Origin of the sequence: Magnetospirillum sp., assembly GCA_027532905.1 — a bacterium.
GTDB lineage: Bacteria > Pseudomonadota > Alphaproteobacteria > CACIAM-22H2 > CACIAM-22H2 > Tagaea.
This window is the reverse complement of the sequence record JAPZUA010000004.1, coordinates 175,985-200,453: the sequence shown is the minus strand read 5'-3', so window position 1 is coordinate 200,453 and position 24,469 is coordinate 175,985. Positions and strand designations below refer to the sequence as shown.

The window sequence follows — 24,469 nt, the reverse complement described above, 5'->3', positions numbered from 1 at the left end:
CATGGAGCGCCTCAACATCGCCGTCGTCGGCTCCGGCATTTCGGGTTTGAGTGCGGCCTGGCTGCTCGCCAAGCGCCATCGTGTGACCTTGTTCGAAAAGCAGGATCGCCTCGGCGGCCACACCAACACGGTGCACACAAAAGCGCGCGCCGAAGACGGCTCGGTGCGCGACGTCGCCGTCGATACCGGCTTCATCGTCTACAACGATGCGACGTATCCCGACCTCATCGCGCTGTTCAAGCATCTGGGCGTTGCCGCACGCCAATCGGACATGTCGTTTGCGGCCTCGATCGACCGTGGGCGCATCGAATATTCGGGCGGCACGCTTGCAGGGCTCTTCGCGCAGAAGCGCAACATTCTGCGCCTCGACCATTGGCGCATGCTGCGCGACTGCATGCGCTTCTTCCGCGAGGCGACCGCGTTGTGTGCGGCCGAAACCGACGATCCGCGCGATCTCGGCACGTTCTTGGCGCAAGGCGGCTACAGCCGCGCCTTCGTCGAAAACCATCTGCTGCCGATGGCGGCAGCGATCTGGTCGTGCCCAGCCAAGGCCATGATGGATTTTCCGGTCGTGAGCCTGGCGCGCTTCTTCCGCAACCACGGCCTGCTGCAGATTTTTGACCGCCCGGCCTGGCGCACGGTGCAAGGCGGCAGCCGCACTTACATCGGCAAATTGCTCGAAGATGCGGGCAGCGCTTTGACGCTCGCCCCCGGTGCGGCCGCGATCGAAGCGGGCTCCGACGGCGTACAGGTGCGCGACGCGAACGGGCAGCGTCATCGCTTCGATCGCGTGGTCTGTGCGGCGCATGCCGACGAGACCTTGGCGCTGCTCGCCAACGCCACACCTCTCGAAAAAGAGATTCTCGGCCGTTTCCGCTTCCAGTCCAACCGGGCGATTTTGCATCAGGACGATTCGCTGATGCCCAAGCGTAAGGCCGCGTGGTCGAGCTGGAACTATCTCGCCGAACGTCGCGGTCGCGGGCTCGACGGCGAAATGGCCGTATCGGTCACCTATTGGATGAATCTCTTGCAGGGGCTCGATGCGGCCGTGCCGCTGTTCGTGTCGCTCAATCCGCTGGCACCGCCGGCGATGGCCAAGACGCTGGCGACGTTCGACTACATGCACCCGGTGTTCGACGAAGCGGCGATGGCCGGGCAAAAGCGCTTGGGCGAAATACAGGGCAAGCGCGGGCTTTATTTCTGCGGTGCTTGGACCGGCTACGGCTTCCACGAAGACGGCTTGCGTTCGGGCCTCGATGTTGCAGAATCGCTGGGCGTCAAGCGGCCCTGGGCAACAGCCCAGGCAAACGCGGCCGACTGAAAGAGCCCGGGGAAATGCCAGAAAACTGCCTCTATTTCGGCAATGTGTTGCATGCGCGGCTGCGGCCGTTCCGGCATCGCTTTGCCTACGGCGTTTTCTCGATGCTCGTCGATCTCGATGCGCTGCCGACCCTGGCGCGCGGCTCGCGCCTGTTCGCCTACAACCGGCCCGGCTTGTTCGCGTTCTACGACGCCGACCATGGCGCGCGCGACGGCAGCAAGGTACGCGAATGGGTGCAAGCGCATCTGGACAAGGCGGAGCTCGGGGCGGCGGGTGCCAAAATCTACGCGCTGTGTTTTCCGCGCGTGCTCGGTTACGTGTTCAATCCGCTTACGGTCTATTTCTGCTACGCCGCCGACGGCCGTTTGGCGGCGATGCTGTACGAGGTCAAGAACACCTTCGGCGACCAGCACGGCTATCTCATCCCCGTCGCGGCCGACCGTGCGCCGACCGCACCCGTGGTGCAGCAGGCGGCCAAACATTTCCACGTGTCGCCCTTCATCAACATGGCGCAGCTCTACCGTTTTCGCGTCGCCGAGCCTGAGGAAAAACTCACGCTGCTGATCCGCGAAGACGCCGCCGACGGCGAGTTGCTGGTCGCAAGCCAGACCGGCCGGCGCGTTGCATGGACCGACCGCAATCTATTCCGCGCCTTCGTGCGCTATCCGCTGCTGACGTTCAAAGTGATCGGCGCTATCCATTGGGAAGCGCTGCGCCTTTGGCTGAAAGGTGCCCGCTACCATGCAAGACCAGCCGCTCCCGCAATCCCTGTCGAAATCGTCGTTCGCCATGCTGAAATCTGAAATTCCCGGCCTTGCCCTGCGCACGCTGCTCGCGGCCGGCGAGCATATCGAGATCGGCTGCCTGACCGTGACCTTGCCCGACGGTTCGCAGCGCGTGTTTCGCGGGCCGAAGCCCGGCCCGCAAGCCGAGCTTGCGATCCGCACGAACCGGGCGGCGCGCCAGATCCTGTTCGGCGGCAATGTGGGGTTTGCCGAGGCCTATATGGACCACGGCATCGACTCGCCCGACATGGCGGCGATGCTCGAGCTTGCCGTGCTGAACGAGACGGCGATCGACCCGATCCATTATGGTACCGCGAGCCGCATCGGCCCCATCGTCGGCTATGTGCGCCGCCTGTGGCACGCGCTGCGCGCCAACACGCGCGCGGGCTCGCAGCGCAACATCGCCTACCATTACGATCTCGGAAACGCGTTCTATGAACGTTGGCTCGATCCTTCGATGGCCTATTCCTCGGCCGTCTATCCGACGGGCGTGGCCGATCTCGAAGCCGCCCAGCAAGCCAAGTTCAAGCAGATGGCCACGATGATGGCGGTAACGCCGGGCCAAAAAGTGCTCGAAATCGGCTGCGGCTGGGGCTCCTTCGCGGCATATCTCGCCAAGGAATACCAAGCCAAGGTGACCGCGATCACGGTCAGCCGCGAGCAGCTTGCCCACACGCAAGCCAAGGTCCAGGCCGAAGGGCTCGGCGATCTCGTCGAGACGCGTTTCGTCGATTATCGCGACGTCGAAGGGCGCTACGACAGCATTGCGTCGATCGAAATGTTCGAGGCGGTCGGCGAGAAATACTGGCCTGCCTATTTCGGCAAGCTGCACGATTGCCTGCAGCCCGGCGGGCGTGCGGCGTTGCAGATCATCACGATCGCCGACCAGTGTTTCGAGCGCTACCGCAACGGCGTCGATTTCATCCAGCGCTACATCTTCCCGGGCGGCATGCTGCCCTCGCCCACCGCCCTCAAGCGCGAATACGAGGCGGCGGGCTTGCGTCTCGAGAAGCAGAGCAATTTCGGCGAAGATTACGCGCGCACGCTTGCCGAGTGGAATCGCCGCTTCCAGGCCGCATGGCCCGAGATCGAGCCGCTCGGCTTCGACGGGCGCTTCAAGCGCATGTGGGAGTTCTATCTCGCCTATTGCGAGGCGGGCTTCCGCGGCCGCTCGCTCGACGTCACACAGGTCGCCCTTGTCCGCGCGTGACGACAAAAAACTTCCTGCCTCGCTGCTTGCCGCCTATGCATTGCCGGCATTGCCTGCGGCGATGCTGGGCTTGCCGCTGCTGATTTTTCTGCCCGCCTACTATGTCGAAACCACGACCCTGAGCTTGACCGCCATCGGCGCCGTGCTGCTGGTCGCACGGCTGTGGGACGTCGCCGTCGATCCGGCCATCGGGGCGCTCTCCGACCGCACGCATACGCGCTTCGGGCGGCGCAAACCGTGGATTCTTGCGGCATTGCCGTTCGTGCTTGTCGGCAGCTTCATGCTGTTCGATCCGCCGACGGAGGCGGGGGCGGGCTATCTGCTGCTGTGGCTGCTCGTCGTCTATCTCGGCTGGTCGATGGTGCAGATCCCGCACCAGGCGTGGGGGGCCGAGCTTTCGAGCGACTATGCCGAGCGCAGTCGCATTGCCGCGTGGCGCGAGAGCCTTACCGTCGTCGGTGTGGCGATCGCAGCGTCGCTGCCCACCGTGGCGGTGCAGACCGGGCTCCTGCATCCTGGCGATTCGCCGGAAGGGTTTGCGCTGCATGCGCTCGTCGTTGCCTGCGCCATCCTGCTGCCGATCGCGGCGTTTGTGCTGCTGCGCTATGTGCCCGAGCCCAAGGCCGTTGCGGCCGCTAGCGGTTTCGATTTGCGCGCGGGCTGGCACTTGCTGCGCGACAATGGCCCGTTCCGCCGCCTTGTCGTTGCATATCTGGTGAATGGCGTTGCCAACGCGCTGCCCGCCACGTTGTTTCTGCTCTATGCGGGCAGTGTGCTGGGAGCGGGCGACCAGTCGGGCGCTTTCCTGCTCGTCTATTTCGTGAGCGGCATAGCCGCCGTGCCCTTGTGGCTGCGCGCGGCTAAATTGTGGGGCAAACATCGCGCCTGGAGTGCGTCGATGGTGGCCGCGTGCGGCGCTTTCGCATTCGTGCCGTTTTTGGGCAATGGGGACACTGCGGCGTTCCTTGCGATTTGCCTGCTCACGGGCCTGTGCTTCGGTGCGGACTTGGCCTTGCCCGCCTCGATGCAGGCCGACGTCGTCGATGTCGACACGGCCGGCGGCGGGGGCCAGCGCACCGGGCTCTATTTCGCCATTTGGTCGGTCGCGACCAAGCTTGCGTTGGCCCTCGCACCAGCCTTGGCGTTTCCGGCCCTCGATGCGGCAGGGTTCGTCGCGAACGATCCAACAAGCCCTGGGCATGTTATGCTGGCATTTCTTTATGCGGGCGTGCCGGTCGTTTTCAAGCTCGGGGCCGCCTATCTCATTTGGAATTTCCCGCTCGACGCAGCTGCGCAAGTGCAGTTGCGTGCGCGCATTGCCGAAAGGGTCGGTGCGAGATGATCCGCCGTTTTCTTGTATTGCTAGCGACGACGCTGGCGTTGATGGGGTGCAGTGGCATGAAGATCGAAGATTTCGCGGGCAAGACGCCCGTCTTGAAGATCGACGAGTATTTCCTCGGCCGCACGCGCGCCTGGGGCATTTTCGAAGACCGCTTCGCCAATCTGCGCCGCGAATTCACGGTCGACATCGAAGGCAAGTGGGAGGGCGACGAATTCGTCCTCGACGAGCACTTCGATTATGCCGACGGCGAGAAGGACCGCCGCGTGTGGCGCTTGCGCCGCGTCGGCTCCGATCGCTGGGAAGGGCGCACCGAAGACGCGATCGGCGTGGCTTTGGGCCACCAAGTCGGCAACGCGTTCAGTTTCAAATACAACATCAATCTCAAGATGGGCGAACGGCGCTTGGCCGTGCATTTCGACGATTGGATGTATCTGCAGCCCGACGGCCTGTTGCTCAACCGCGCCTACGTGACCAAATGGGGTTTCGATATCGGCTCGGTCACGCTCGCCTTCAGGAAGGTACCTTGAGGCGAGCCTGGACGAGGCGGACGAGCCAGCCGATGACGGGCAGCTTGGCGTAGACCTCGCGGCTCGCGTCCCAATGGTCGATATGGGCGCAAATACGCCCGTCCGGCGCGAAGCGGATTTCGCTCATGCCGTCGAACGCAAAGCCGTTTCCCTGGTCGTAGTGCCATAGGAGATAGGCGCCTGCGGCCCCGCGCGCTTTGTCGCGCACCGTGAAGCGCGGCATGCCGTGGTCGAACGCCATGGCGAGGGCCGCGCGCATCTTGTCCACACCGGTCACGTCGTTGAACGGATCTTTGAAGCGCACGTCCGGTGTGACGAGGGCGTCGAGCGCATTGAGATTGTCGCGTCGGATGGTTTCGAAAAACGCGACATAGGCGTCGAGTCTGTCCATCACGCGCCCGTCATGCGCCGCACGAGTTTGAAATAGAGCCCGTAGGGCAGCATGCGCAGAAATTTGAGCAGGATGGCAAAGCGGCGCGGGAACACGATTTCGAAGCTGTTGCCGGCAAGGCCTGCCACGAACGCATCGATCGCGTCGTCGATCTCCATCAAGAACGGCATCGGGAAGTCGTTTTTGTCTGTGAGCGGTGTTCGCACAAAACCCGGGTCGACGAGCTGCAGCTTGATGCCGAGCGCATCGCATTCGAGCTTCAGCCCTTCGCACATATTGATGAGGGCGGCTTTGGTGGCCCCATAGGCCGAGGCGGTCGGCAGGCCCGAATAGCCCGCGACGGATGCGACGACCGCGATATGGCCGCGCTTGCGTGTGCGCATGGCGGCAAGCGTGGGGGCGAGCACATTGACCGTGCCCATGAGATTGATCTCGACGAGTTGGCGGAACGGGGCCACGGCAAAGTCGGCGGCCCCCATCGGCAGATGCGTGCCCGCGTTGAACACGGCAAGTGCGAGCGGCCCGATCTCGGCCTCGATCCAGGCGACGGCGTTTTCGCAGGCGTCTTTGTCGGTCGCGTCGAGGGCAAGCGGCACAATGTTCTTGCCGCCCTCAGCGGCCAGCGCGTCGAGGGCAGATTGATTGCGCGCCGACGCCACGACCGTGCGGCCCTCTTTGGCCAAGCGCAAAGCAAGGGCGCGGCCGATCCCCGACGATGCCCCCGTGATCCAGACGATTTCGCTCATGTCAGGCTTTTACGCGCAAACTGCCGCGACCGCCATCCACCCCGACGATCTGGCCCGTGATCCAGCCCGCTTTGGGGCCGAGCAGAAAGGCGCCGAGATTGGCGGCATCCTCGGGCGCGCCGATGCGGCCCAGCGGATGCATCGCATCCATGGCTTTTTCGAGCGACGGGTTCGACAGAAACGCCGCCGCCATCTTGCTGCGGGTGAGGCTGGGCGCGATGCAGTTCACGCGCACATTGGGGGCGAGTTCGGCCGCCAGCGACAGCGCAAGCGCTTCGACCGCCCCTTTGGCCGAGGCGATTACGCTGTGCTGCGGAAAACCTTGGCCGGCCGCCACGCTCGAGAACAGCAGCACGGATCCTTTGGCCTGCGCCAACGCCGATTGCGCTGCTTTGGTCGCAAGCGCTGGCCCGATCACGTTGAGGCGGTAAGCGTCGGCGAAATCGGCGGCGGAAGCGCGTGCCAGCGGCTTCAGCACGATCGAGCCCACGCACCAGGCAAGTCCGGAAATCCCGGAGCCATCGGCGGATGCAGCCGCAACGGCACCGGCGATGCTGGCATCGTCGAGCGCGTCGAACGGGCTCGTCGGCGCGTTCAGTTCCTGGCCAAGGGCGGCGAGAGCGGGGGCGTCGCGCGCAGCCAGATGCAGGCGTTGGCCGTCGGCCGCAAGGCTGCGCGCCAGCGCCTGGCCGATGGCGCCGGTGGCACCGAAAACGAGAATGGGAGCTTGGTTTGTCATCCCAATTACATGGCGTGGCGGGCTGGAAAAACCATGGGTTTGGCGCTATAGTGTTGCGCATGGAAAAGACCCGTCGCGCCTTTTTGTCGTGTGCCGCCGTTGCGGCGACCGCAGGCTTGGTTGCCCCGCGCCAGGCCCTCGCTTTACGCGTCGAAGATCTCGATGTGCCGCGCCAGCGCCTGATCCTCGATGCGTGCGAAACGCGCAACGCCCATCAGCGCGTATTGGCCGACCTGATGGCCGAGCTCGAAGGGCGGGGTGTGGGCGAGGTGCAGGCGCGCGAAACCGCCCAGCAGATGAATTGCCCGTTCTGCGGCTGCGGGCTTGCGGCTGCCGTCGCCGGCGAATTGCCGGACGCGCAGACGGCCCCGCGTTTTTAACCTCGGCGCGTTTCTAATTCCGTCGTTTTAGGGTTCAGCGCTCGCGCGGTCGGCCGGCATAGGTGCCGGTCTGCGGCCAGATCATTTCGAGGCCGATCGGCTGGTCGCCGGGCAGCTTGCGCAAGATGGCCTTGAGGCCGATCGCGTCGGCGTAGCGCTCGGCTTCCGATTCCGCGTGGCCGCGAATGCGCCGGCGCGTGGCTCCCGGCAGCCGGTCGAATGCGGTGCGCGCAAGCTCGAAATTGAACGGGCTTTCGTCGTCGGCAGCCGTGCGGATCGCGCGCGCCACGTGATGGTCCGGCCCCAGCAATTCGCCGACCGATTTGGACAGGATGAAAATTGCACGCACGCGTTCGCGCGGGCGGCCAGCTTGGGAATGGGCGGCGGAAGCTTGGGCGCGGGGGGCTGCGGGAAGTTCTGCCATCGGACGGATCGCCTTGTTGGGCCGGTCCTGCGGCAGTTGCCGTCAGGCCCGGGTCAGTTGAGTTCTGCGCGCAGCTTCTGGCGCAACACGTCGATGGGCACGCGCCGCCCGTCCATGTTGGCGCACCAGAAGGTCCACCCGTTGCATGCCGGCGCCCCCATCACGGCCGCCCCAACCTGGTGGATGGAGCCGCGATGGTCGCCCGACGCGGTCGACGCGGAGAGCGTGCCGTCGGCCCGGATGCGCGCCGACCAGCGACCGCTAGCATCGCTTAGAACCTCGCCCGACCGCAAGAGGCCTCGTTCCACGAGCCAACCGAACGGAATGCGCGGCTCCTCGCGTTTGGCGCGCACATTGAGGAAATCCGGATCGTCGGGCCGCGTGTCGCGGATGCGCGACGTCGCCACGTCCACATAGGTTTCGTCGCGCTCGAAGCCGACGAAACGGCGGCCGAGGCGCTTGGCGACAGCCCCCGTCGTCCCGCTGCCGAAGAACGGATCAAGTACCGTTTCGCCGGGGCGCGTGGACGAGAGCACAGCGCGATACACAAGCGATTCGGGCTTTTGCGTCGGGTGCGCCTTTTTGCCGTCGGCCCCTTTGATGCGCTCCGGGCCGCCGCAGACCGGGATCAGCCAGTCCGAGCGCATCTGGAGCTCTTCGTTGAGCGCTTTCATGGCTTCGTAGTTGAACGTGTATTTGGATTTCTCCGAGCGGGCGGCCCAGATCATCGTCTCGTGCGCGTTGGTGAAACGCCGGCCGCGGAAATTCGGCATCGGGTTGGTCTTGCGCCACACGATGTCGTTGAGGATCCAGAAACCGAGATCCTGCAGCATCGCACCCACGCGGAAGATGTTGTGGTAGCTGCCGATGACCCAGATGGCCCCGTCGGGCTTCAGCGCTTTGCGCGCAGCCGAAAGCCATGCGTGGCTGAATTCGTCGTAGGCGCGAAAATCGCCGATCTGGTCCCAGGCGTCGTCGACCGCGTCGACCTTTGAGTTGTTTGGCCGATGCAGATCGCCCTTCAGCATCAGATTGTAGGGCGGGTCGGCAAAGACCATATCGACCGAGCCCTCGGGCAGCTCGGCCATCTGGGAAATGCTGTCGCCGACGCCGATCAGGCCTTCGGGGAATTCGATGCGCTTGGGCTTGTTCATGGGGCCGCATCCTGAGTCAATGCGGATTCCCGGGTCAACAGATAAACGAATCAGAGGCTTAGTTGGCCCTGCGCCAGGGGCGCGAAACTCAATCGGTGGTGGGGCGAGGGGCCGACAGCCACAATGGATTCGAGGTGGGTTTTGGCGCCGTAGCCCTTGTTGCTGGCCCAGCCATAGGCGGGATAGCGCCGGTCGAGCTTGGCCATGATGCGGTCGCGCACTACTTTGGCGAGAATCGAAGCCGCCGCCACCGACAAAGATTTGCCGTCGCCGCCCACAAGACCCTGCATGCGGCACGGCCAGTCGCGCGGGAGTTGATTCCCGTCGATAAGCGCCGCGTCGGGCATGAAGGGCAGATGGGCGAGTGCGCGGCGCATGGCCAGATGCGTGGCGCGCAGAATATTGAGCCGGTCGATCTCGTGCACGCTGGCGGCCCCGATGCCGAAGGCAAGGTGCCCCAGATGGCGCTGTACGCGCAATTCGGCAAAGGCCGCCTCGCGCTTTGCCTCGCTCAGTTTTTTCGAATCGTCGAGCAGGCCCGAAAGGGCGGGCGGCAGGGCCGTACCCGCAAACGCGACAGCGGCCGCGACCACAGGCCCTGCCAACGGCCCGCGCCCCGCCTCGTCGATGCCGGCCACGCGCCCGCCCAGTTTGCGTTCGTATCGAAGATCCGGCACGTCGAGTCTCTGCCTCCTTGCTTGGCCCGCACTATACGCCGAACAGCCTTTTGGCGATCGCGGTCGAATGTCGACGCGATGGAGTTTTGAAAAGGGCGCTACGCATCGCCGGGCGTGCCTTTGAGCGCCAAGTCGATGCGTTGGTGGCGGCTTTCGTTGGCGCGCGGATTGGCGGCCCCCCAGCGCGTGGCGCGGCGGAAATCGCGGAAGCGCTCGATATCGAGCGGGATTGTCGGCGCCACGCTGCGCATCTTGCCGTCGGCCCCTTCGAAAGCGACCGTGCGGCCGGCAAGGAAGGCTTCGAGCCGTTCGGTCGAGCCGGTGCCGAATTGGTGCAGATGGCAGCCAAACTCGATCTGGCCGCGCAGGCTGCGCGCGAATTTGGCGGCCCCGGGGCTTGCCGTCGCAATCACGCGGCGCACGGCGAGGCCAATGCGCACAAGCTTCAGCCGCTCGAAACGCGCGAGGATTGCGGCCGCCCCAGGCCACGCCAGCAGGCGCATGCCGATGCGCTCGGCCTGCGCGCGTTCGGCTTTGTTCATCTTCTCGGTTGTCTTTGCGAACAGTCGCTCGATATCGACGCGCACGGCAGGGGCGTCGGGCCCAGGCGTATCGAGATCGAGCAGGCGGGCGCGCGCAAAAGCCGCGAGGTTCACGCGCAATTCGGCCTGCTGGCTCAGATCCATCTGCAGGCGGCCGAGCGACAGGCCGCTCGCCCCATTGTCGAGTGCCACGGCCTGGCCAGCCCGGCCGCCCTCGGCCAACGCCAAGGTCGGCTCGAGCCAGCGCACAAACAGCGGATGCAGGCCGATCCGCGGGTTGGCGCTGCTCGAATTCGTGTTTTGTTCGAAAATACGATCGCCACTGCCGTGGCTGGCGCCATAGGGGCCAATTGGCCCCGGCGGACGCTGTCCGCGATCAATCCGGGCGATGAGATTTGCTTCGACTTTGTTGGTTTCTTTTGCCACAATGTTCTCCTAATTTGATATACAGAAAAATATCCGATCTAGGATTAACAATCAAATTATTTTTGTGAAAAGTGGGCAAAGAGTTTTGACCCGCTGCAGGGCGGCCTATATAAATCGTGCCATTCGCACAATTCGGTACGCCTCGGTTCGATTTGCCATGGGATTGCGTCCTGGCAGACAGGGTCGATTTTTGCGTGCCGCCGCCAGGAGACTTCCGATGTCGTTGCCCTTGATGCCCAAAGCCACCGCCGTGTGGCTGGTCGAAAACACCGCGCTGAGCTTCGAGCAGATTGCCGAGTTCTGCGGCATGCATTCGCTCGAAGTGCAGGGCATTGCCGACGGCGAAGTGGCGATGGGGATCAACGGTCTCGATCCGATCGCCAACAACCAGCTCACGCGCGAGGAGATCACGCGCGCGGAAGCCGACCCCGCCGCCCGCCTCGAACTGCTGAAGGTCGATCTGCCGATGCCGGTGCAGCGGCCGAAGGGGGCGAAATACACGCCCGTGTCCAAGCGTCAGGATCGCCCGGCCGCGATCGCGTGGCTGCTGCGCCACCATGCCGAACTCGGCGATGCGGCGATCGGCAAGCTCGTGGGCACCACGAAGCCGACGATCCAGAAGATCCGCGACCGCAGCCATTTCGACATGGCCAACATCAAGCCGACCAATCCGGTCGTGCTCGGCCTGTGCAGCCAGGACGCGCTCGACGAAGCGATCGGCCGTGCGGCCCGTTCGGCCGAGCGCGCGCGCAAAGAGCAGGAACGTGCGGCCAAGCGTGCGGCCAAAGCCGCAACCGACGCGGCTGCCGCGAAGGCCGAAGCGTAAGCTTCAGACTTCCTTCGCGTAGCCTGCGTTTTTGAGGCTCGCGCGGATTTCGTCCAGGATTGCGGGATCGTCGATCGTCGCGGGCGGCTTGTAGCTCTGCGCGTCGGCGATTTTCTGCATCGTCCCGCGCAGGATTTTGCCCGAACGCGTTTTGGGCAGGCGCTTGACGATCACAGCCTGCTTGAACGCCGCGACGGGGCCGATCTTGTCGCGCACGAGGGCGACGATTTCGGCGGTGATCGCAGCGTCGGGTTTGTTGACGCCCGATTTGAGCACGACGAAGCCGAGCGGCACTTGGCCCTTCAATTCGTCGGCAACGCCGATCACGGCGCATTCGGCGACGTCCGTGTGGCTTGCCAGCACTTCTTCCATCTGCCCGGTCGACAGGCGATGGCCCGCCACGTTGATCACGTCGTCCACGCGCGTCATTACGTAGAGATAGCCGTCTTCGTCGATATAGCCGGCATCGCCGGTTTTGTAGCAGCCTGGATATTCGACGAGATACGCATCGATAAAGCGCTGCTCGGCGTTCCACAAAGTGGGGAACGTGCCCGGCGGCAGCGGCAGGCGGCATACGATGGCGCCGATCTCGCCGGCTGCCAGCGCATGTCCGTCGGTGTCGAGCACGGCCACGTCCCAGCCAGGGACGGGCTTGGTCGGCGAGCCGGGCTTGATCGGGAAGAGGGCCCCCGTACCGGTCGGAATGCCGAGGCAGTTGGCGGCGATGGGCCAGCCGGTTTCAGTCTGCCACCAATGGTCCACGACCGGGCGCTGTAGCTTCTGCGTGGCCCAGTCGAGGGTGGCCGGATCGCAGCGCTCGCCCGCGAGGAAAAGTGCGCGAAAGCCCGATAGATCGTATTTGGGGATGAGCAGCCCCTCGGGATCCTCTTTGCGGATCGCGCGGAACGCCGTGGGGGCCGTGAACAAGGTTTTGACGCCGTGGCTCTCGATCACGCGCCAATAGACGCCCGCGTCGGGCGTGCCGACCGGTTTGCCTTCGAACAGCACGGTGGTGCAGCCCGCGAGCAAGGGTGCATAACAAATATAGGAATGGCCGACGACCCAGCCGACGTCCGACGCGGCCCAGAAAACCTCGCCGGGCTTCATGTCGTAGATCGCTTGCATCGAATAATGGAGGGCCACCGCGTGCCCGCCATTGTCGCGCACCACGCCCTTGGGCGCACCGGTGGTGCCCGATGTATAGAGGATATAAAGCGGGTCGGTCGCGAGTACGGGCACGCAATCGGCCGGTGCGGCGGCGGCGACCGCCTCGCTCCAATCGCGGTCGCGGCCTTCAACGAGGGTGCAGGCGAGTTGCTTGCGCTGCAGGATGAGGCAGGCGGCTGGCTTATGCTTGGCGATCGCGATCGCCGCGTCGAGCAGCGGTTTGTAGGGCACCACTTTGGCACCCTCGATGCCGCACGAGGCCGACAGAATGGCCTTGGGCGTGCAATCGTCGATTCGCACGGCAAGCTCGTTTGCCGCAAAACCGCCGAACACGACCGAATGCACCGCACCCAGGCGCGCGCAGGCCAACATCGCTACCAGCGCTTCGGGCACCATCGGCATATAGACGATCACGCGGTCGCCTTTGGCGACACCCGCTTCTTTGAGCGCACCCGCAAGGGCGGCGATTTTCGCCTGCATCTCGGCATAGGTGAAACGCGCGATCGTCCCGGTCACGGGGCTGTCATAGATCACGGCAAGGCGCTCGCCGTTGCCGGCGGCGACATGGCGGTCGATCGCGTTCCAGCATGTGTTGAGTTCGCCGCCCGGAAACCAGCGTGCAACCGGTTTGGCATCGGCATCGAGCACGCGGGCGGGCGGGCGAATCCAGTCGATGCCTTTGGCGATCTCGCCCCAGAATCCTTCCGGATCGCGTCGCGAACGGCTGTGGATTTCCGCATAGGTCGCCATCGGTCGCGTCTCCCTCGTGCTTTTGTGCGCTTTCTTGTTTTGCGTCTCGAACCTTGCCCGGAACTGCCGCAATTGGGAAGGGCCGGGCTGCCCCCCGAAATCGAGGTGCGGCATAGCGCCGCAGGGGGTGCGCAAAAGCGCGGTTTTTGCCTTGTTTTCTGCGGTTTGGCGCCCGGATCGCCGCGATCGGTGGGCACCCAAGCGGGGGGCCGTATGCGCTGTTGAGATTGCCACGCTATGTCGTGTACGTTGACCCCGGTTCGTGGGGAGTCCGGTTCGCCGGTGCCTTGCGGCCAGAACGCAAAAAAAACGTCGATCCGGCACTCATCCGAAACAATAGGCAGGCCATGTTCTCGACCGCTTCGATCCGATCGCGCGCCGCTCGTCTTCTTTTGCCGCTTCTGCTGCTGGCATTTCCGGCCGAAGCGAGCCAGCCGCTGCCCTGGCAGCTCGGCATGCAGCCGGCCGCCACGCCGGTCAAAGAATTCATCGGCTCGTTCCACAACATGCTGCTCGTGATCATCACGCTGATCACGATTTTCGTTTTGGCGCTGCTGCTCTACACGATCGTGCGTTTTCGCGCCTCGGCCAATCCCACGCCGTCCAAGACCACGCACCACACGATGCTCGAGGTCGCCTGGACGCTGGTGCCGGTGCTGATCCTCGTCGTGATCGCGGTCCCGTCCTTCCGCCTCATCTATTTCGCCGACAAGGCGCCCAACGCCGACTTCACGCTGAAGGTGACGGGCCACCAATGGTACTGGAGCTACGAGTATCCGGACCACGGCGCGTTCCAGTTCGACAGCTACATGGTGGCCGACGCCGACCTGAAGCCGGGCCAAGCGCGCCTTCTCGAGGTCGACAACCGCACCGTCGTGCCGGTGGGGGCCACGGTGCGCGTCGTGATCGCGGGCGCGGACGTGATCCACTCCTGGTTCGTGCCGGCCCTCGGCGTGCAGAAATACGCGATGCCGGGGCGTTTGAACGAAATCTGGTTCCGCGTCGACAAGCCCGGCGTCTATTACGGCCAGTGCAACCAGATCTGCGGCGTGAACCACGCCTTCATGCCGATCGCCGTCGAGGCAGTCGATCCCCAGACTTTCGAACGCTGGGCAGCCGAAGCCAAGCGCCGCTTCGCCGACAGCGGCCTGCCGCCTTTGTCGGTGGCCGACGTTCTGGCCCTCGAAGCGCCGCGCATGGCGCTGAACCAAGCCAAGTAAGCCTCGTCTTTCTTTTCGCCTCTCGAACTCTCGCGCCAAGGACACCATTGCAATGAGCGCAACCGCACACGCAGCTGGACACGACGACCATCACGACCACACCCCCACGGGCTGGCGGCGCTGGGTCTATTCGACCAACCACAAAGACATCGGGACGATGTATCTGTTCTTCTCGATCGTGGCGGGTCTCCTCGGCGGGGCAGCCTCGATCCTGATGCGTCTCGAGCTTGCACATCCAGGCGTGCAGTACGTGGCCGACGGTCACCAATGGAACATGATCATCACCGCGCACGGCCTGATCATGGTGTTCTTCGTCGTGATGCCCGCCTTGATCGGCGGGTTCGGCAACTGGCTGATCCCGATGATGTGCGGGGCCCCCGACATGGCCTTCCCGCGCATGAACAACATCAGTTTCTGGCTGCTGCCGCCCGCCTTCCTGCTGCTGATCGGCTCGGCCGTTCTGGGCGGCGGTGCGGGCGTGGGCTGGACGATCTATCCGCCGCTGTCGAACGCGCAGTACCATCCGGGTGCCGCGATGGACATGGCGATCTTGAGCCTGCACGTGGCGGGCGCTTCCTCGATCCTGGGCGCGATCAACTTCATCACCACGATCTTCAATATGCGCACGCCGGGCATGACGATGCACCGCATGCCGCTGTTCTTGTGGGCGATGCTGCTGACGGCGTTCCTGCTGGTGCTGTCGCTGCCGGTGTTGGCCGGTGCCATCACCATGCTGTTGACCGACCGCAATTTCGGCACGCATTTCTTCGATCCGGCCGGCGGCGGCGATCCGGTGCTCTTCTTGCACCTGTTCTGGTTCTTCGGCCACCCGGAAGTCTACATCATGATTTTGCCGGCCTTCGGCATCATCAGCCACGTCGTGTCGACCTTCTCGAAGAAGCCGATCTTCGGCTATCTCGGGATGGCCTACGCGATGACGGCGATCGGCGTGGTCGGCTTCGTCGTTTGGGCGCACCACATGTACACGGTCGGTCTCGACGTCGATACGCGCGCCTATTTCACGGCCGCGACCATGGTCATCGCCGTGCCCACGGGCGTCAAAATCTTCTCGTGGATCGCCACGATGTGGGGCGGGTCGATTGAGTTCAAGGTGCCCATGCTGTGGGCCGTGGGATTCATCTTCCTGTTCACGCTGGGCGGTGTGACGGGCGTGGTGCTGTCGAACGCAGGTGCCGACATCGCACTCCACAACACCTACTACGTGGTGGCGCATTTCCACTACGTGCTGTCGCTGGGCGCCGTGTTCGGCATCTTCTGCGGCTTCTATTATTGGTGGCCCAAAATGACCGGGACGATCTTCCCGGAAAGCTGGGGCAAGCTGCATTTCTGGCTGACCTTCATCGGCGTGAACCTCACCTTCTTCCCGCAGCATTTCCTGGGTCTCGCGGGCATGCCGCGCCGCATTCCGGACTATCCGGACGCGTTCGCGGGCTGGAACCTCGTGTCGTCGTGGGGCTCCTACCTTGCCTTCGGCGCCACGCTGATGTTCGTCGTGATGACGATCATGGTGCTGCGCTCGGGCAAGCGCGTCACGGAAGCCAATCCGTGGGGGCCGCATGCCGACACGCTCGAATGGACGGTGCCGTGCCCGGCCCCGCACCACACGTTCGAGGAGCTGCCGAAATTCAATCCGGCAAGCACGCACTAAGCAACGGACAGGGAAAACACGGCAATGTCCGCAGACGGTGGCTACGAAGCAACGCTGAATCCGGCGCTTGACGCGCCCGGGCTTGGCGCGTCCACCGCTTCGGGCGGCGTTGCCGATTTCGTGGCGTTGCTGAAGCCGCGCGTGATGAGCCTTGTGGTGTTCACAGGCCTCGTCGGGCTGATGCTGGCACCACCGAGCCTGCACCCGTTTGAAGCTGCGGTTGCGGTCGTGTGCATCGCGGTTGCCGCCGGAGCGGCCGGTGCGATCAACATGTGGTACGACGCCGACATCGACGCGTTGATGCGGCGAACATCGACCCGGCCCATTCCGGCGGGCCGCGTCGATCCGTCGGAAGCCTTGGCCTTCGGCGTGGTGCTTTCGATCGCCTCGGTCGTGACGATGATCTTGGCGACCAACTTGGTCGCGGGTGCTTTGCTCGCAGGCTCGATCGCGTTCTACGTGTTCATCTACACGATGTGGCTAAAGCGCAGCACGCCGCAGAACATCGTGATCGGCGGGGCTGCCGGCGCCTTCCCGCCGATGATCGGGTGGGCGGCTGCGACCGGCGACGTGACCCTCGCCCCCATCGTGCTGTTCGCGATCGTGTTCATGTGGACGCCGCCGCATTTCTGGGCGCTCGCTTTGTTCGGCTGCCGCGACTACGCGAAGGCTGGCGTGCCGATGCTGCCCGTCGTCGCGGGCAAACCCGAGACGCGCCGCCAGATCGTGATCTATTCGGTGTTGATGGCCCCGCTCGGCGTCGCACCCTATGCGCTGGGGCTGGTCGGCCCGATTTATGCGGCGGCCGCAACCGTGTTGGGGCTCGTTTTTGTCGCCGGTGCCTTCGCCGTGTGGCGCGACGGCAAAGCCGACGGTGCCGACGCGCCGGATTTTGCCGAGCCAGCCGCACGCCGCCTGTTCGGCTATTCGATCGTCTATCTGTTCTTGCTGTTCGGCCTCATGATCTTCGACCGCGTTCCCTACGCGAACGGGAGCTTCTGATGGACGAAGCGCCCAAGGTCGCCCCCGATTTCGAAAAGCGCCGCCGTGCCAAGAACGTCGCGATTGCGCTGACGCTCGCCGGCTTCTGCGCGCTGTTCTACGCCATCACCGTCGTCAAGATGATCAAATGAGCACCGAACCCGTCCCCGGCACTGCCGCCCAACAGCGTCGCGCGACCGGCCTTGCCGTCGCCGGCATCGGCCTTGGCATGCTGGCGCTGGCCTTTGCGGCCGTTCCGCTCTACCGGCTGTTCTGCCAGATCACCGGCTTCGGCGGCACGCCGCTGGTTGCGACCGCAGCCCCGGCCCAACTCGGCACGCGCCAGGTGACGGTGCGCTTCGACGCCAATGTGATGGGCGGACCGCAGGCTTTGGGCTGGCGCTTCCAGGCACCCTCGTCGGTCAAGGTCACGACCGGCGAAGAGCATCTGATCTTCTACACGGCCGTCAATCGCGGCGCTGAAACCACGACCGGCACGGCGACGTTCAACGTGACGCCGCTGAAAGCCGCGCCCTATTTCCAGAAGATCGCGTGTTTCTGCTTCACCGAACAGACGCTCTCGCCCGGCGAAACGATTTCCATGCCGGTGTCCTTTTTCGTCGATCCGGCGATCGAAACCGACGTCAATATGCGCGACGTGACGACCATTACTTTGTCCTACTCGCTGTACCGCGCGGCCGACCAGGCGAAACTGGCGGCAGCGACACCCAACTGAGGAACCACGATCATGGCCCAGACCTCCGCACACGGGAGCAAGCACCCCTACCATCTGGTCGAACCGAGCGGCTGGCCGGCCTTCGGCTCGCTGTCCGCCCTGGTGCTCGCCGTCGGCGCTTTGCTTGTGATGCATCCCGACCTGTTCGGCGCAAGTTCGGAGGCCTTCTTCAAGGCTTTGGGCCCGTGGAAGCTGGTGCTCGGCTTCGCAATGGTGCTGTTCACGATGTACGGCTGGTGGCGCCAGGTCATCCACGAAAGCATGACCAAGGGCCTGCATTCGCCGGTCGTGCGTTTGGGCCTGCGCTACGCGATGGTGCTGTTCATCGCGTCGGAAGTGATGTTCTTCGTCGCGTTCTTCTGGTCCTACTTCCACTTCTCGTTCTATCCGGCCCTGCACACGATCGGCGGCGTGTGGCCGCCTAAGGACATCATCACGTTCGATCCGTGGGATCTGCCGTTCCTCAACACGCTGATCCTGCTGGCCTCGGGTGCGACAGTCACCTGGGCGCACCATTCGCTGATCGAGGGCAACCGGCAGGGTCTGATCTGGGGTCTCGTTGCGACGGTGGCGCTCGGCATCGCGTTCACGGCCTGCCAAGTCTACGAATACAGCCACGCCGCCTTCTCGTTCGACGCCAACATCTATTCGTCGGTGTTCTTCATGGCGACGGGCTTCCACGGCTTCCACGTGCTCGTCGGTACGATTTTCCTGGCCGTGTGCCTCGTGCGCGCGATCAAGAACCAGTTCACGCCCGAGCGCCATTTCGGCTTCGAAGCGGCGGCTTGGTACTGGCACTTCGTCGACGTGGTGTGGCTGTTCCTGTTCGCGGTCATCTACGTGTTTGGCGAAGGTCCCGTCAGCCTGCCGGGCCACGGCCCGTGGTCGAGCTGATCGGCCTGCTCGCCGCTCGCAGCCTAGGCGTCGTCGATGTTTGACCGGTTCTTCGCCGGCTTCCAGCCGCGCCTGGTGCCGACTCTGCTGAGCCTGCCCGGCGTGGTGATCCTGTTCGGACTCGCGGGCTGGCAGTTCTCGCGCCACATCGAACGCGGGGCCGAAAACGATTTTCGCGCGACCCGTCTTGCTTTGGCGGCCGTCGACGTCGATGCCGCCATGGCCGATCCGGAGGCCCATCGCTTTCGCCGTGTGACGGCCGAGGGAACTTTCGCGCACGACAAGGAACTCTATGTCTATGCGCGTTCGCAGCGCGGCAACGAAGGCTTCTATGTGGTGACGCCGCTGCTGCGCGAGGGCAAGCAAGCCGTGCTCGTCAATCGCGGCTGGGTTCGCAAGGAACTGCGCGATGCGTCCCTGCGGACTGCGGGCCAGCTCGGCGGCGTGCAGCGCATCGAGGGCATTCTGCGCGACGAGCCGCGCCGCGGCCCCTGGATGCCCGACAACGAAATCGCCTCGAACCAGTGGTTCTGGTTCGATCTGCCGGCGATGCAGAAGGCGGCGTCTTTGCCCGCCATGCTGCCCGTCTATGTCGAGGCCGATCTTGAGCCGCGCAATCCCGGCGGCTGGCCGCGCGGCGGTCAGACCCAGACGCAGTTGCCGCGCCCGCATCTGCAGTATGCGTTCACGTGGTTCTGCCTCGCGATCGCCTTGGCGGCGGTCTATCTCCTCTCGCAAAGGCGCAAGCCGTGAACGCGTACGCGCATCTCGAAGCGCGCTTCAAACGCATGAATCTGGTGCGTGACGCGATCGCGATGCTGGAATGGGACGCCGCCGCCATGATGCCGGACGGCGGCTCGGACGCGCGCGCCGACCAACTCGCGGCGCTCAAGCTCGTCGTACACGAGCAGGCGACGTCGCCCGCCCTTGCCGAATGGCTCGATGCAGCCGGCGAAGGGCAGGGGCTCGACTTGTGGCAACGCGCAAATTTGCGCGAGATGAAGCGCAGCTTCGTGCACGCGACGGCTTTGCCTGCAGATCTCGTGGAGGCGCAGTCGCGCGCGGTCTCCACATGCGAGATGCGCTGGCGCACCGCACGCAAGGAAAACGACTTCAAAGGCCTGCTGCCGGATTTGCAGCGCGTGCTCGATCTTGCGCGCGAGGAAGCGCAGATCAAGGCGCAGAAATTCGGCTGCAGCCTCTACGACGCCTTGCTCGACGCCTACGAGCCCGGCGGCAAGTCCGCCGCGATCGACGCGATCTTCGCCGATCTCGCGGCGTTCCTGCCGGGCTTCATTGCTGCAGCACTCGAGCGCCAGGCGCGCAAGCCCGCCCCCATTGCTTTCGACGGGCCGTTCCCGGCGGATGCGCAGAAGAAGCTTGCCGCCGAGCTTATGGCGGCCGTCGGTTTCGATTTTGCGCATGGCCGCCTCGACACGAGCCACCATCCGTTTTGCGGCGGCGTGCCGGACGACGTGCGCCTCACCACGCGCTGGGACGAGGCGGATTTCGCCAAGGGCCTGATGGGCGTGATGCACGAAACCGGACATGCGATGTACGAGCGCGGCCTGCCGCTCAAGTGGCGCCATCAACCGGTGGGCTTTGCGCGCGGCATGAGCGTGCACGAGAGCCAATCGCTGCTCGTCGAAATGCAGGCCGCGCGCAGCGACGCGTTCCTGGCTTACCTCGCCCCCAAGGCGGCGGCAGCCTTCGGCAAATCGGGTCCGGCTTGGACGGTCGAGAATTTCGCGCGCGTCTATCGCCGCGTACAGCGCGGCCTCATCCGCGTGGATGCCGACGAGGCCACGTATCCTGCACACGTGATCCTGCGCTACCGGCTCGAGCGCGCGATGATCGAGGGCCGCTTGGCGCTCCGCGATCTGCCGGGGGCGTGGAACGACGGCATGCGCGAACTCGTGGGCACCGTTCCGCCCGACGACCGCGACGGCTGCCTGCAAGACATCCATTGGCCCGGCGGTGCGTGGGGCTATTTCCCGACCTACACGCTGGGAGCCATGACGGCCGCCCAATTGTTCGACGCCGCCAAGCGCGCGGACTTGGATATCGTGCCGTCGATCGGCAAGGGCAATTTTGCGCCGCTGATGGCGTGGCTGCGCAAAAACGTGCACGAACAAGGCTCGCATCTCGACACCGATGCGCTGCTCGTGAAGGCCACCGGCAAGACGCTGGACGCCGAAATCTTCAAAGCGCACCTTAAGGCGCGCTATCTCGACGCCTGACGCGCGCCTTATCGACGGAGACGAAAAAGCTCGTGCGCTACATTTCGACCCGCGGCCAAGCGCCTTCCCTTGCTTTCGACGACGTGCTGCTCGCAGGCCTCGCGCGCGACGGCGGGCTATACGTGCCGGAAGCCTGGCCGCAATTCTCGCAAAGCCAATGGCGCGCGTTGCGCGACCGGCCTTATGCCGAGATCGCGGCTGCCGTGCTGCGACCGTTCGTCGGCGGCACCATTGCCGACCGCGATCTTGAGCGCCTTGCAGCCGAGACCTATGCGGGCTTTGGCCATCCGGCGGTCGCCCCCTTGAAGCAGCTTGGCCCCGGCCTGTGGACGATGGAATTGTTCCACGGGCCCACGCTTGCTTTCAAAGACTATGCGCTGCAACTCGTCGGCCGCCTGTTCGACCATGTGCTGGCCGCCAAGGGAACGCGCGTGATGGTCGTGGGGGCCACGTCGGGCGATACGGGGCCCGCAGGCATTGCCGCGTGCATGGACCGGGCGGCCGTCGATATCGTGATGCTGCATCCCAACGGGCGCACCTCGCCCGTGCAGCGCCGCCAGATGACGACGGTGCTGTCGGCCAATGTGCGCAACATTGCACTCGAGGGCACCTTCGACGATTGCCAGGACGCGGTGAAAGCCCTGTTCAACGATCTCGAATTCCGCGACCGCTACAATCTCTCGGCCGTCAATTCGATCAACTGGGCGCGCGTGGCCGCCCAGATCGTCTATTACGCGCATGCGGCGTTGTCGCTGGGCGCACCCGATCGCGCCGTCGATTTCTGCGTGCCGACCGGCAATTTCGGCAATATGCTGGCGGCCTATGGCGCCAAGCGCATGGGTCTGCCTGTAGGCCGCATGATCGTTGCGACCAACCGCAACGACATCATGGCGCGCACGGTCGCCACGGGCCGCATGGCGCTTGAAGCCGTCGCCCCCACCGTATCGCCATCGATGGACGTGCAGATCTCGTCCAATTTCGAGCGGCTGATGTTCGAACTCAACGCGCGCGACGGGGCCGCCACCGCCGCCATGATGGCGAAGTTCCGCACCGACGGACGCTTGGAATTTGCCCCCTCACAGCATGCCGATCTTGCCGCCGAGTTCGACGCCGGGGCCTGCGACGAAGCGGCCACGCTTGCCGAAATCGGCGAAACCTATCGCACCACGGGCGAACTCATAGATCCGCACACGGCCGTTGCGCTGCATGTGGCGCGCAAGGCCAAACGTTCCGACAACCCGGTCGTGGTCGCCTCGACAGCACATCCGGCGAAATTTCCCGATGCGGTCGAGCGTGCGGCCGGCGTGCGCCCGGCTTTGCCGCCGCGTTTGGCCGATTTGTTCGAACGGCCCGAACGCGTCGAAGTGCTGCCCAACGATCTTGCGCGCGTCAAACAGGTCGTGGCCGATCTCGCAGCGAGGGCACGATGAGCGTACGCGTCGAAAGCCTTGCCAATGGCCTGCGCGTGGCGAGCGACCGCATGGATCAGGTCGAAACCGTTTCGGTCGGCATCTATGTGGGTGCCGGAACGCGCCACGAGCCGGCGGCCTTGAACGGTGTCGCGCACATGCTCGAGCATATGGCGTTTAAGGGCACGGCCCGGCGCGACGCCAAGGCGATCGCCGAAGAGATCGAAAATGTCGGCGGCTTTATGAACGCGCATACGGGGCGCGAGCAGACCGCCTATTACATCAAATGCCTCAAGCAGGATTTCGACCTCGCCCTCGACATCCTCGCCGACATTTTCCTGAACTCGTCCTACGACCCGGCCGAGTTCGAACGCGAGCGCGGCGTGATCCTGCAGGAGCTCGGCCAAGTCGAAGACACGCCCGACGACGTGATCTTCGACCGTTTCCAGGAAACGGCTTATGCGGGCCAGGCGCTTGGCCGGCCCGTGCTGGGGACGGCCGATATCATCCGCAAATTGCCGCGTGCGGCCGCCCTCGATTGGCGTGCGGCGATCTATGCGCCGAGCAATGTGGTGCTCGCAGCAGCGGGCAATTTCGACCCCACCCATCTCGCCAACCGTGCCGATGCGCTGCTGGGCGCTTGGCGTGCGAACGGTGCCGCCCTCAACGAAGTGGCGCGCTACACCGGCGGCGAGTTCCGCGACGACAGCGATCTCGAGCAAGCGCATCTGGTGATCGGTTTCCCCGGCGTGGGTTTTGCGGATCCCGACTATTGGGCCGTGCAGGTCTTGGCGACGATGCTGGGCGGCGGCATGTCCTCGCGTCTGTTCCAGGAGATCCGCGAAAAGCGCGGCCTGTGCTATTCGATCTCGGCGCATGCCGCCTCGTTCGCCGACGGCGGCATGTTCGATATCTATACAGGGACCGGCGAAACCGAGATGGCCGAACTCATTCCGGCCCTTGTCGACCAGCTGCGCGGTGCACGCGCCAAGGCCAGCGACGCTGAATTGCGCCGCGCCAAAGCGCAGATGCGCGCAGGTCTGCTCATGTCGCTCGAAAGTACGAATGCGCGCATGGATGCGCTCGGCGCCAATCTGCTGATCTTCGGGCGCGACATCACGCCCGAGGAAGTGACCGCAAAGGTCGAGGCCGTCGCGCACGAGGATCTGATGCGCGTGGCCGCGCGCATCTTCGCCGGCCGCCCGACCTTGGCGGCTTTGGGGCCGCTCGCCAATCTCGAAAGTCTCGAAAAAATCGCGGCCCGAATCGCCGCGTAAGATTCTAGGCGTGGCCCGCTTCGCCCGAGAGGCGGCTCAAATCCACACCGAGCCGACCGATCGCGCGCTGCCACAGCGTGTCGAGCCCCTGGTCGAAAACGAGATCGGCATCGGCCGGCACGGTGAGCCAGCCATTGCGCTGGATCTCACCTTCGAGCTGGCCTGCCGACCAGCCGGCACAGCCCAGGGCCAGCAGCGAACGCTGCGGCCCGTCGCCGATGGCGAGCGCTTTCAGAATGTCGATCGTCGCCGTAAGGGCGATGCCCGGCATCACACGCATCGAGCCGTCGTGCATGTAGTCGTCCGAATGCAGCACGAAACCGCGGCCCGATTCGACCGGCCCGCCCGAGCGCAGCAGGATTTGGCGCGTGCGCGGGCTGCTCGGGATTTCGAGCTGCTCGAGCAGGTCGGGGAAGCTCATCTGTTCGAATGGCCGGTTGATGACGAGGCCCATGGCGCCGTCGGGATTGTGCGCGCACATGTAGATGACCGAGCGCTCGAAGCGGGAATCGGACATTGAGGGCATCGCGACCAGCAGGTGCCCCGCGAAGAAGGTCGGAATCTCGATGCGTGTGCGCGCCATATCCAATATAGAATAGCACAGCTTCGGGCGAATTTGCAGGCTTGCCGAGGGAC

26 protein-coding genes are annotated in these 24,469 nt (G+C 64.6%); 17 read left to right on the top strand and 9 right to left on the bottom strand.

Annotation, left to right across the window (positions count from 1 at the left end):
• Window position 1: 1 nt before the first annotated feature.
• From O9320_14805 to O9320_14785, 5 genes are read left to right on the top strand one after another with little or no spacing between them, the layout of a single operon-like run.
• A complete protein-coding gene (locus O9320_14805; protein MCZ8312113.1) occupies window positions 2–1,321 on the top strand; it encodes an FAD-dependent oxidoreductase in 1,320 nt (439 codons plus the stop codon).
• Between the two features lie 14 nt (window positions 1,322–1,335).
• The gene (locus tag O9320_14800) at window positions 1,336–2,124 is read left to right on the top strand and encodes a DUF1365 domain-containing protein (protein MCZ8312112.1); all 789 of its coding nucleotides are present in this window, start codon (window positions 1,336–1,338) and stop codon (window positions 2,122–2,124) included.
• Window positions 2,111–3,316 (top strand): cyclopropane-fatty-acyl-phospholipid synthase, encoded by a 1,206-nt coding sequence (locus O9320_14795; protein ID MCZ8312111.1) that lies wholly within the window; start codon window positions 2,111–2,113, stop codon window positions 3,314–3,316. The genes O9320_14800 and O9320_14795 overlap by 14 nt, the downstream gene beginning before the upstream one ends.
• Window positions 3,303–4,658 carry an MFS transporter gene (locus O9320_14790; protein MCZ8312110.1) on the top strand — a complete coding sequence of 452 codons (1,356 nt, stop codon included), beginning with the start codon at window positions 3,303–3,305 and terminating at the stop codon, window positions 4,656–4,658. The genes O9320_14795 and O9320_14790 overlap by 14 nt, the downstream gene beginning before the upstream one ends.
• The gene (locus O9320_14785; protein ID MCZ8312109.1) at window positions 4,655–5,185 is read left to right on the top strand and encodes a DUF3833 domain-containing protein; all 531 of its coding nucleotides are present in this window, start codon (window positions 4,655–4,657) and stop codon (window positions 5,183–5,185) included. The genes O9320_14790 and O9320_14785 overlap by 4 nt, the downstream gene beginning before the upstream one ends.
• Here O9320_14785 and O9320_14780 read toward each other — a convergent pair.
• From O9320_14780 to O9320_14770, 3 genes are read right to left on the bottom strand one after another with little or no spacing between them, the layout of a single operon-like run.
• The gene (locus O9320_14780; protein ID MCZ8312108.1) at window positions 5,169–5,576 is read right to left on the bottom strand and encodes a nuclear transport factor 2 family protein; all 408 of its coding nucleotides are present in this window, start codon (window positions 5,574–5,576) and stop codon (window positions 5,169–5,171) included. The two genes, O9320_14785 and O9320_14780, sit on opposite strands and share 17 nt — an antisense overlap.
• On the bottom strand, window positions 5,576–6,322 hold the full coding sequence (locus O9320_14775) for an SDR family NAD(P)-dependent oxidoreductase (GenBank protein ID MCZ8312107.1): 747 nt from the start codon (window positions 6,320–6,322) through the stop codon (window positions 5,576–5,578). The genes O9320_14780 and O9320_14775 overlap by 1 nt, the downstream gene beginning before the upstream one ends.
• A 1-nt stretch (window position 6,323) precedes the next feature.
• Entirely contained in the window at window positions 6,324–7,061 is a 738-nt protein-coding gene (locus tag O9320_14770) for an SDR family NAD(P)-dependent oxidoreductase (GenBank protein MCZ8312106.1), read from the bottom strand.
• A gap of 59 nt (window positions 7,062–7,120) precedes the next feature.
• Between O9320_14770 and O9320_14765 the strand changes: the two genes are divergently transcribed.
• Window positions 7,121–7,441, top strand: coding sequence for a hypothetical protein (locus O9320_14765; protein ID MCZ8312105.1), 321 nt, complete (start codon window positions 7,121–7,123; stop codon window positions 7,439–7,441).
• Window positions 7,442–7,475: 34 nt separating this feature from the next.
• On the opposite strand, the gene O9320_14760 is transcribed toward O9320_14765, so the two are convergent.
• The 4 genes from O9320_14760 to O9320_14745 form a co-directional block, all read right to left on the bottom strand.
• Entirely contained in the window at window positions 7,476–7,865 is a 390-nt protein-coding gene (locus O9320_14760) for a hypothetical protein (protein ID MCZ8312104.1), read from the bottom strand.
• A gap of 53 nt (window positions 7,866–7,918) precedes the next feature.
• Complete coding sequence (locus tag O9320_14755) at window positions 7,919–9,019, bottom strand: DNA methyltransferase (GenBank protein ID MCZ8312103.1); 1,101 nt, start codon at window positions 9,017–9,019, stop codon at window positions 7,919–7,921.
• Window positions 9,020–9,069: 50 nt separating this feature from the next.
• Window positions 9,070–9,696: a ribonuclease HII gene (locus tag O9320_14750; GenBank protein ID MCZ8312102.1), complete on the bottom strand. Its 627-nt coding sequence runs from the start codon at window positions 9,694–9,696 to the stop codon at window positions 9,070–9,072.
• 98 nt (window positions 9,697–9,794) lie between these two features.
• Entirely contained in the window at window positions 9,795–10,664 is an 870-nt protein-coding gene (locus tag O9320_14745) for a hypothetical protein (GenBank protein MCZ8312101.1), read from the bottom strand.
• A gap of 217 nt (window positions 10,665–10,881) precedes the next feature.
• On the opposite strand from O9320_14745, the gene O9320_14740 reads away from it, so the two are divergent.
• Complete coding sequence (locus O9320_14740) at window positions 10,882–11,490, top strand: DUF1013 domain-containing protein (GenBank protein MCZ8312100.1); 609 nt, start codon at window positions 10,882–10,884, stop codon at window positions 11,488–11,490.
• A gap of 3 nt (window positions 11,491–11,493) precedes the next feature.
• Here the strand turns inward: O9320_14740 and O9320_14735 are convergent, their stop codons facing one another.
• Window positions 11,494–13,407 (bottom strand): propionyl-CoA synthetase, encoded by a 1,914-nt coding sequence (locus O9320_14735; protein ID MCZ8312099.1) that lies wholly within the window; start codon window positions 13,405–13,407, stop codon window positions 11,494–11,496.
• A 347-nt stretch (window positions 13,408–13,754) separates the two neighbouring features.
• Between O9320_14735 and coxB the strand changes: the two genes are divergently transcribed.
• From coxB to O9320_14685, 10 genes are read left to right on the top strand one after another with little or no spacing between them, the layout of a single operon-like run.
• Window positions 13,755–14,627 carry a cytochrome c oxidase subunit II gene (gene coxB, locus O9320_14730; protein ID MCZ8312098.1) on the top strand — a complete coding sequence of 291 codons (873 nt, stop codon included), beginning with the start codon at window positions 13,755–13,757 and terminating at the stop codon, window positions 14,625–14,627.
• A gap of 52 nt (window positions 14,628–14,679) precedes the next feature.
• Window positions 14,680–16,296, top strand: a complete 1,617-nt coding sequence (ctaD, locus tag O9320_14725; protein MCZ8312097.1) for a cytochrome c oxidase subunit I — start codon at window positions 14,680–14,682, stop codon at window positions 16,294–16,296.
• Between the two features lie 24 nt (window positions 16,297–16,320).
• Window positions 16,321–17,298 (top strand): heme o synthase, encoded by a 978-nt coding sequence (locus tag O9320_14720; GenBank protein MCZ8312096.1) that lies wholly within the window; start codon window positions 16,321–16,323, stop codon window positions 17,296–17,298.
• The gene (locus O9320_14715; GenBank protein MCZ8312095.1) at window positions 17,298–17,429 is read left to right on the top strand and encodes a hypothetical protein; all 132 of its coding nucleotides are present in this window, start codon (window positions 17,298–17,300) and stop codon (window positions 17,427–17,429) included. The genes O9320_14720 and O9320_14715 overlap by 1 nt, the downstream gene beginning before the upstream one ends.
• The gene (locus O9320_14710; protein ID MCZ8312094.1) at window positions 17,426–18,013 is read left to right on the top strand and encodes a cytochrome c oxidase assembly protein; all 588 of its coding nucleotides are present in this window, start codon (window positions 17,426–17,428) and stop codon (window positions 18,011–18,013) included. Before O9320_14715 ends, O9320_14710 begins: the two co-directional genes overlap by 4 nt.
• 12 nt (window positions 18,014–18,025) lie before the next feature.
• Window positions 18,026–18,907, top strand: coding sequence for a cytochrome c oxidase subunit 3 (locus O9320_14705; GenBank protein MCZ8312093.1), 882 nt, complete (start codon window positions 18,026–18,028; stop codon window positions 18,905–18,907).
• A 36-nt stretch (window positions 18,908–18,943) separates the two neighbouring features.
• Complete coding sequence (locus O9320_14700) at window positions 18,944–19,660, top strand: SURF1 family protein (protein ID MCZ8312092.1); 717 nt, start codon at window positions 18,944–18,946, stop codon at window positions 19,658–19,660.
• Window positions 19,657–21,147 (top strand): carboxypeptidase M32, encoded by a 1,491-nt coding sequence (locus O9320_14695; protein MCZ8312091.1) that lies wholly within the window; start codon window positions 19,657–19,659, stop codon window positions 21,145–21,147. Before O9320_14700 ends, O9320_14695 begins: the two co-directional genes overlap by 4 nt.
• Window positions 21,148–21,179: 32 nt before the next feature.
• Window positions 21,180–22,577, top strand: coding sequence for a threonine synthase (thrC, locus tag O9320_14690; protein ID MCZ8312090.1), 1,398 nt, complete (start codon window positions 21,180–21,182; stop codon window positions 22,575–22,577).
• Window positions 22,574–23,833, top strand: a complete 1,260-nt coding sequence (locus O9320_14685; protein ID MCZ8312089.1) for a pitrilysin family protein — start codon at window positions 22,574–22,576, stop codon at window positions 23,831–23,833. The genes thrC and O9320_14685 overlap by 4 nt, the downstream gene beginning before the upstream one ends.
• A 4-nt stretch (window positions 23,834–23,837) precedes the next feature.
• On the opposite strand, the gene O9320_14680 is transcribed toward O9320_14685, so the two are convergent.
• Window positions 23,838–24,416, bottom strand: coding sequence for a YqgE/AlgH family protein (locus O9320_14680; protein MCZ8312088.1), 579 nt, complete (start codon window positions 24,414–24,416; stop codon window positions 23,838–23,840).
• Between the last annotated feature and the right edge of the window lie 53 nt (window positions 24,417–24,469).

Bases quoted from the DNA above. Each gene is read 5' to 3' on its own strand.
- O9320_14805 (MCZ8312113.1), top strand. From the start codon at position 2: ATGGAGCGCCTCAACATCGCCGTCGTCGGCTCCGGCATTTCGGGTTTG.
- O9320_14800 (MCZ8312112.1), top strand. From the start codon at position 1,336: ATGCCAGAAAACTGCCTCTATTTCGGCAATGTGTTGCATGCGCGGCTG.
- O9320_14795 (MCZ8312111.1), top strand. From the start codon at position 2,111: ATGCTGAAATCTGAAATTCCCGGCCTTGCCCTGCGCACGCTGCTCGCG.
- O9320_14785 (MCZ8312109.1), top strand. From the start codon at position 4,655: ATGATCCGCCGTTTTCTTGTATTGCTAGCGACGACGCTGGCGTTGATG.
- O9320_14780 (MCZ8312108.1), bottom strand. From the start codon at position 5,576: ATGGACAGACTCGACGCCTATGTCGCGTTTTTCGAAACCATCCGACGC.
- O9320_14775 (MCZ8312107.1), bottom strand. From the start codon at position 6,322: ATGAGCGAAATCGTCTGGATCACGGGGGCATCGTCGGGGATCGGCCGC.
- O9320_14770 (MCZ8312106.1), bottom strand. From the start codon at position 7,061: ATGACAAACCAAGCTCCCATTCTCGTTTTCGGTGCCACCGGCGCCATC.
- O9320_14765 (MCZ8312105.1), top strand. From the start codon at position 7,121: ATGGAAAAGACCCGTCGCGCCTTTTTGTCGTGTGCCGCCGTTGCGGCG.
- O9320_14760 (MCZ8312104.1), bottom strand. From the start codon at position 7,865: ATGGCAGAACTTCCCGCAGCCCCCCGCGCCCAAGCTTCCGCCGCCCAT.
- O9320_14755 (MCZ8312103.1), bottom strand. From the start codon at position 9,019: ATGAACAAGCCCAAGCGCATCGAATTCCCCGAAGGCCTGATCGGCGTC.
- O9320_14740 (MCZ8312100.1), top strand. From the start codon at position 10,882: ATGTCGTTGCCCTTGATGCCCAAAGCCACCGCCGTGTGGCTGGTCGAA.
- O9320_14735 (MCZ8312099.1), bottom strand. From the start codon at position 13,407: ATGGCGACCTATGCGGAAATCCACAGCCGTTCGCGACGCGATCCGGAA.
- coxB (MCZ8312098.1), top strand. From the start codon at position 13,755: ATGTTCTCGACCGCTTCGATCCGATCGCGCGCCGCTCGTCTTCTTTTG.
- ctaD (MCZ8312097.1), top strand. From the start codon at position 14,680: ATGAGCGCAACCGCACACGCAGCTGGACACGACGACCATCACGACCAC.
- O9320_14720 (MCZ8312096.1), top strand. From the start codon at position 16,321: ATGTCCGCAGACGGTGGCTACGAAGCAACGCTGAATCCGGCGCTTGAC.
- O9320_14715 (MCZ8312095.1), top strand. From the start codon at position 17,298: ATGGACGAAGCGCCCAAGGTCGCCCCCGATTTCGAAAAGCGCCGCCGT.
- O9320_14710 (MCZ8312094.1), top strand. From the start codon at position 17,426: ATGAGCACCGAACCCGTCCCCGGCACTGCCGCCCAACAGCGTCGCGCG.
- O9320_14705 (MCZ8312093.1), top strand. From the start codon at position 18,026: ATGGCCCAGACCTCCGCACACGGGAGCAAGCACCCCTACCATCTGGTC.
- O9320_14700 (MCZ8312092.1), top strand. From the start codon at position 18,944: ATGTTTGACCGGTTCTTCGCCGGCTTCCAGCCGCGCCTGGTGCCGACT.
- O9320_14685 (MCZ8312089.1), top strand. From the start codon at position 22,574: ATGAGCGTACGCGTCGAAAGCCTTGCCAATGGCCTGCGCGTGGCGAGC.
- O9320_14680 (MCZ8312088.1), bottom strand. From the start codon at position 24,416: ATGGCGCGCACACGCATCGAGATTCCGACCTTCTTCGCGGGGCACCTG.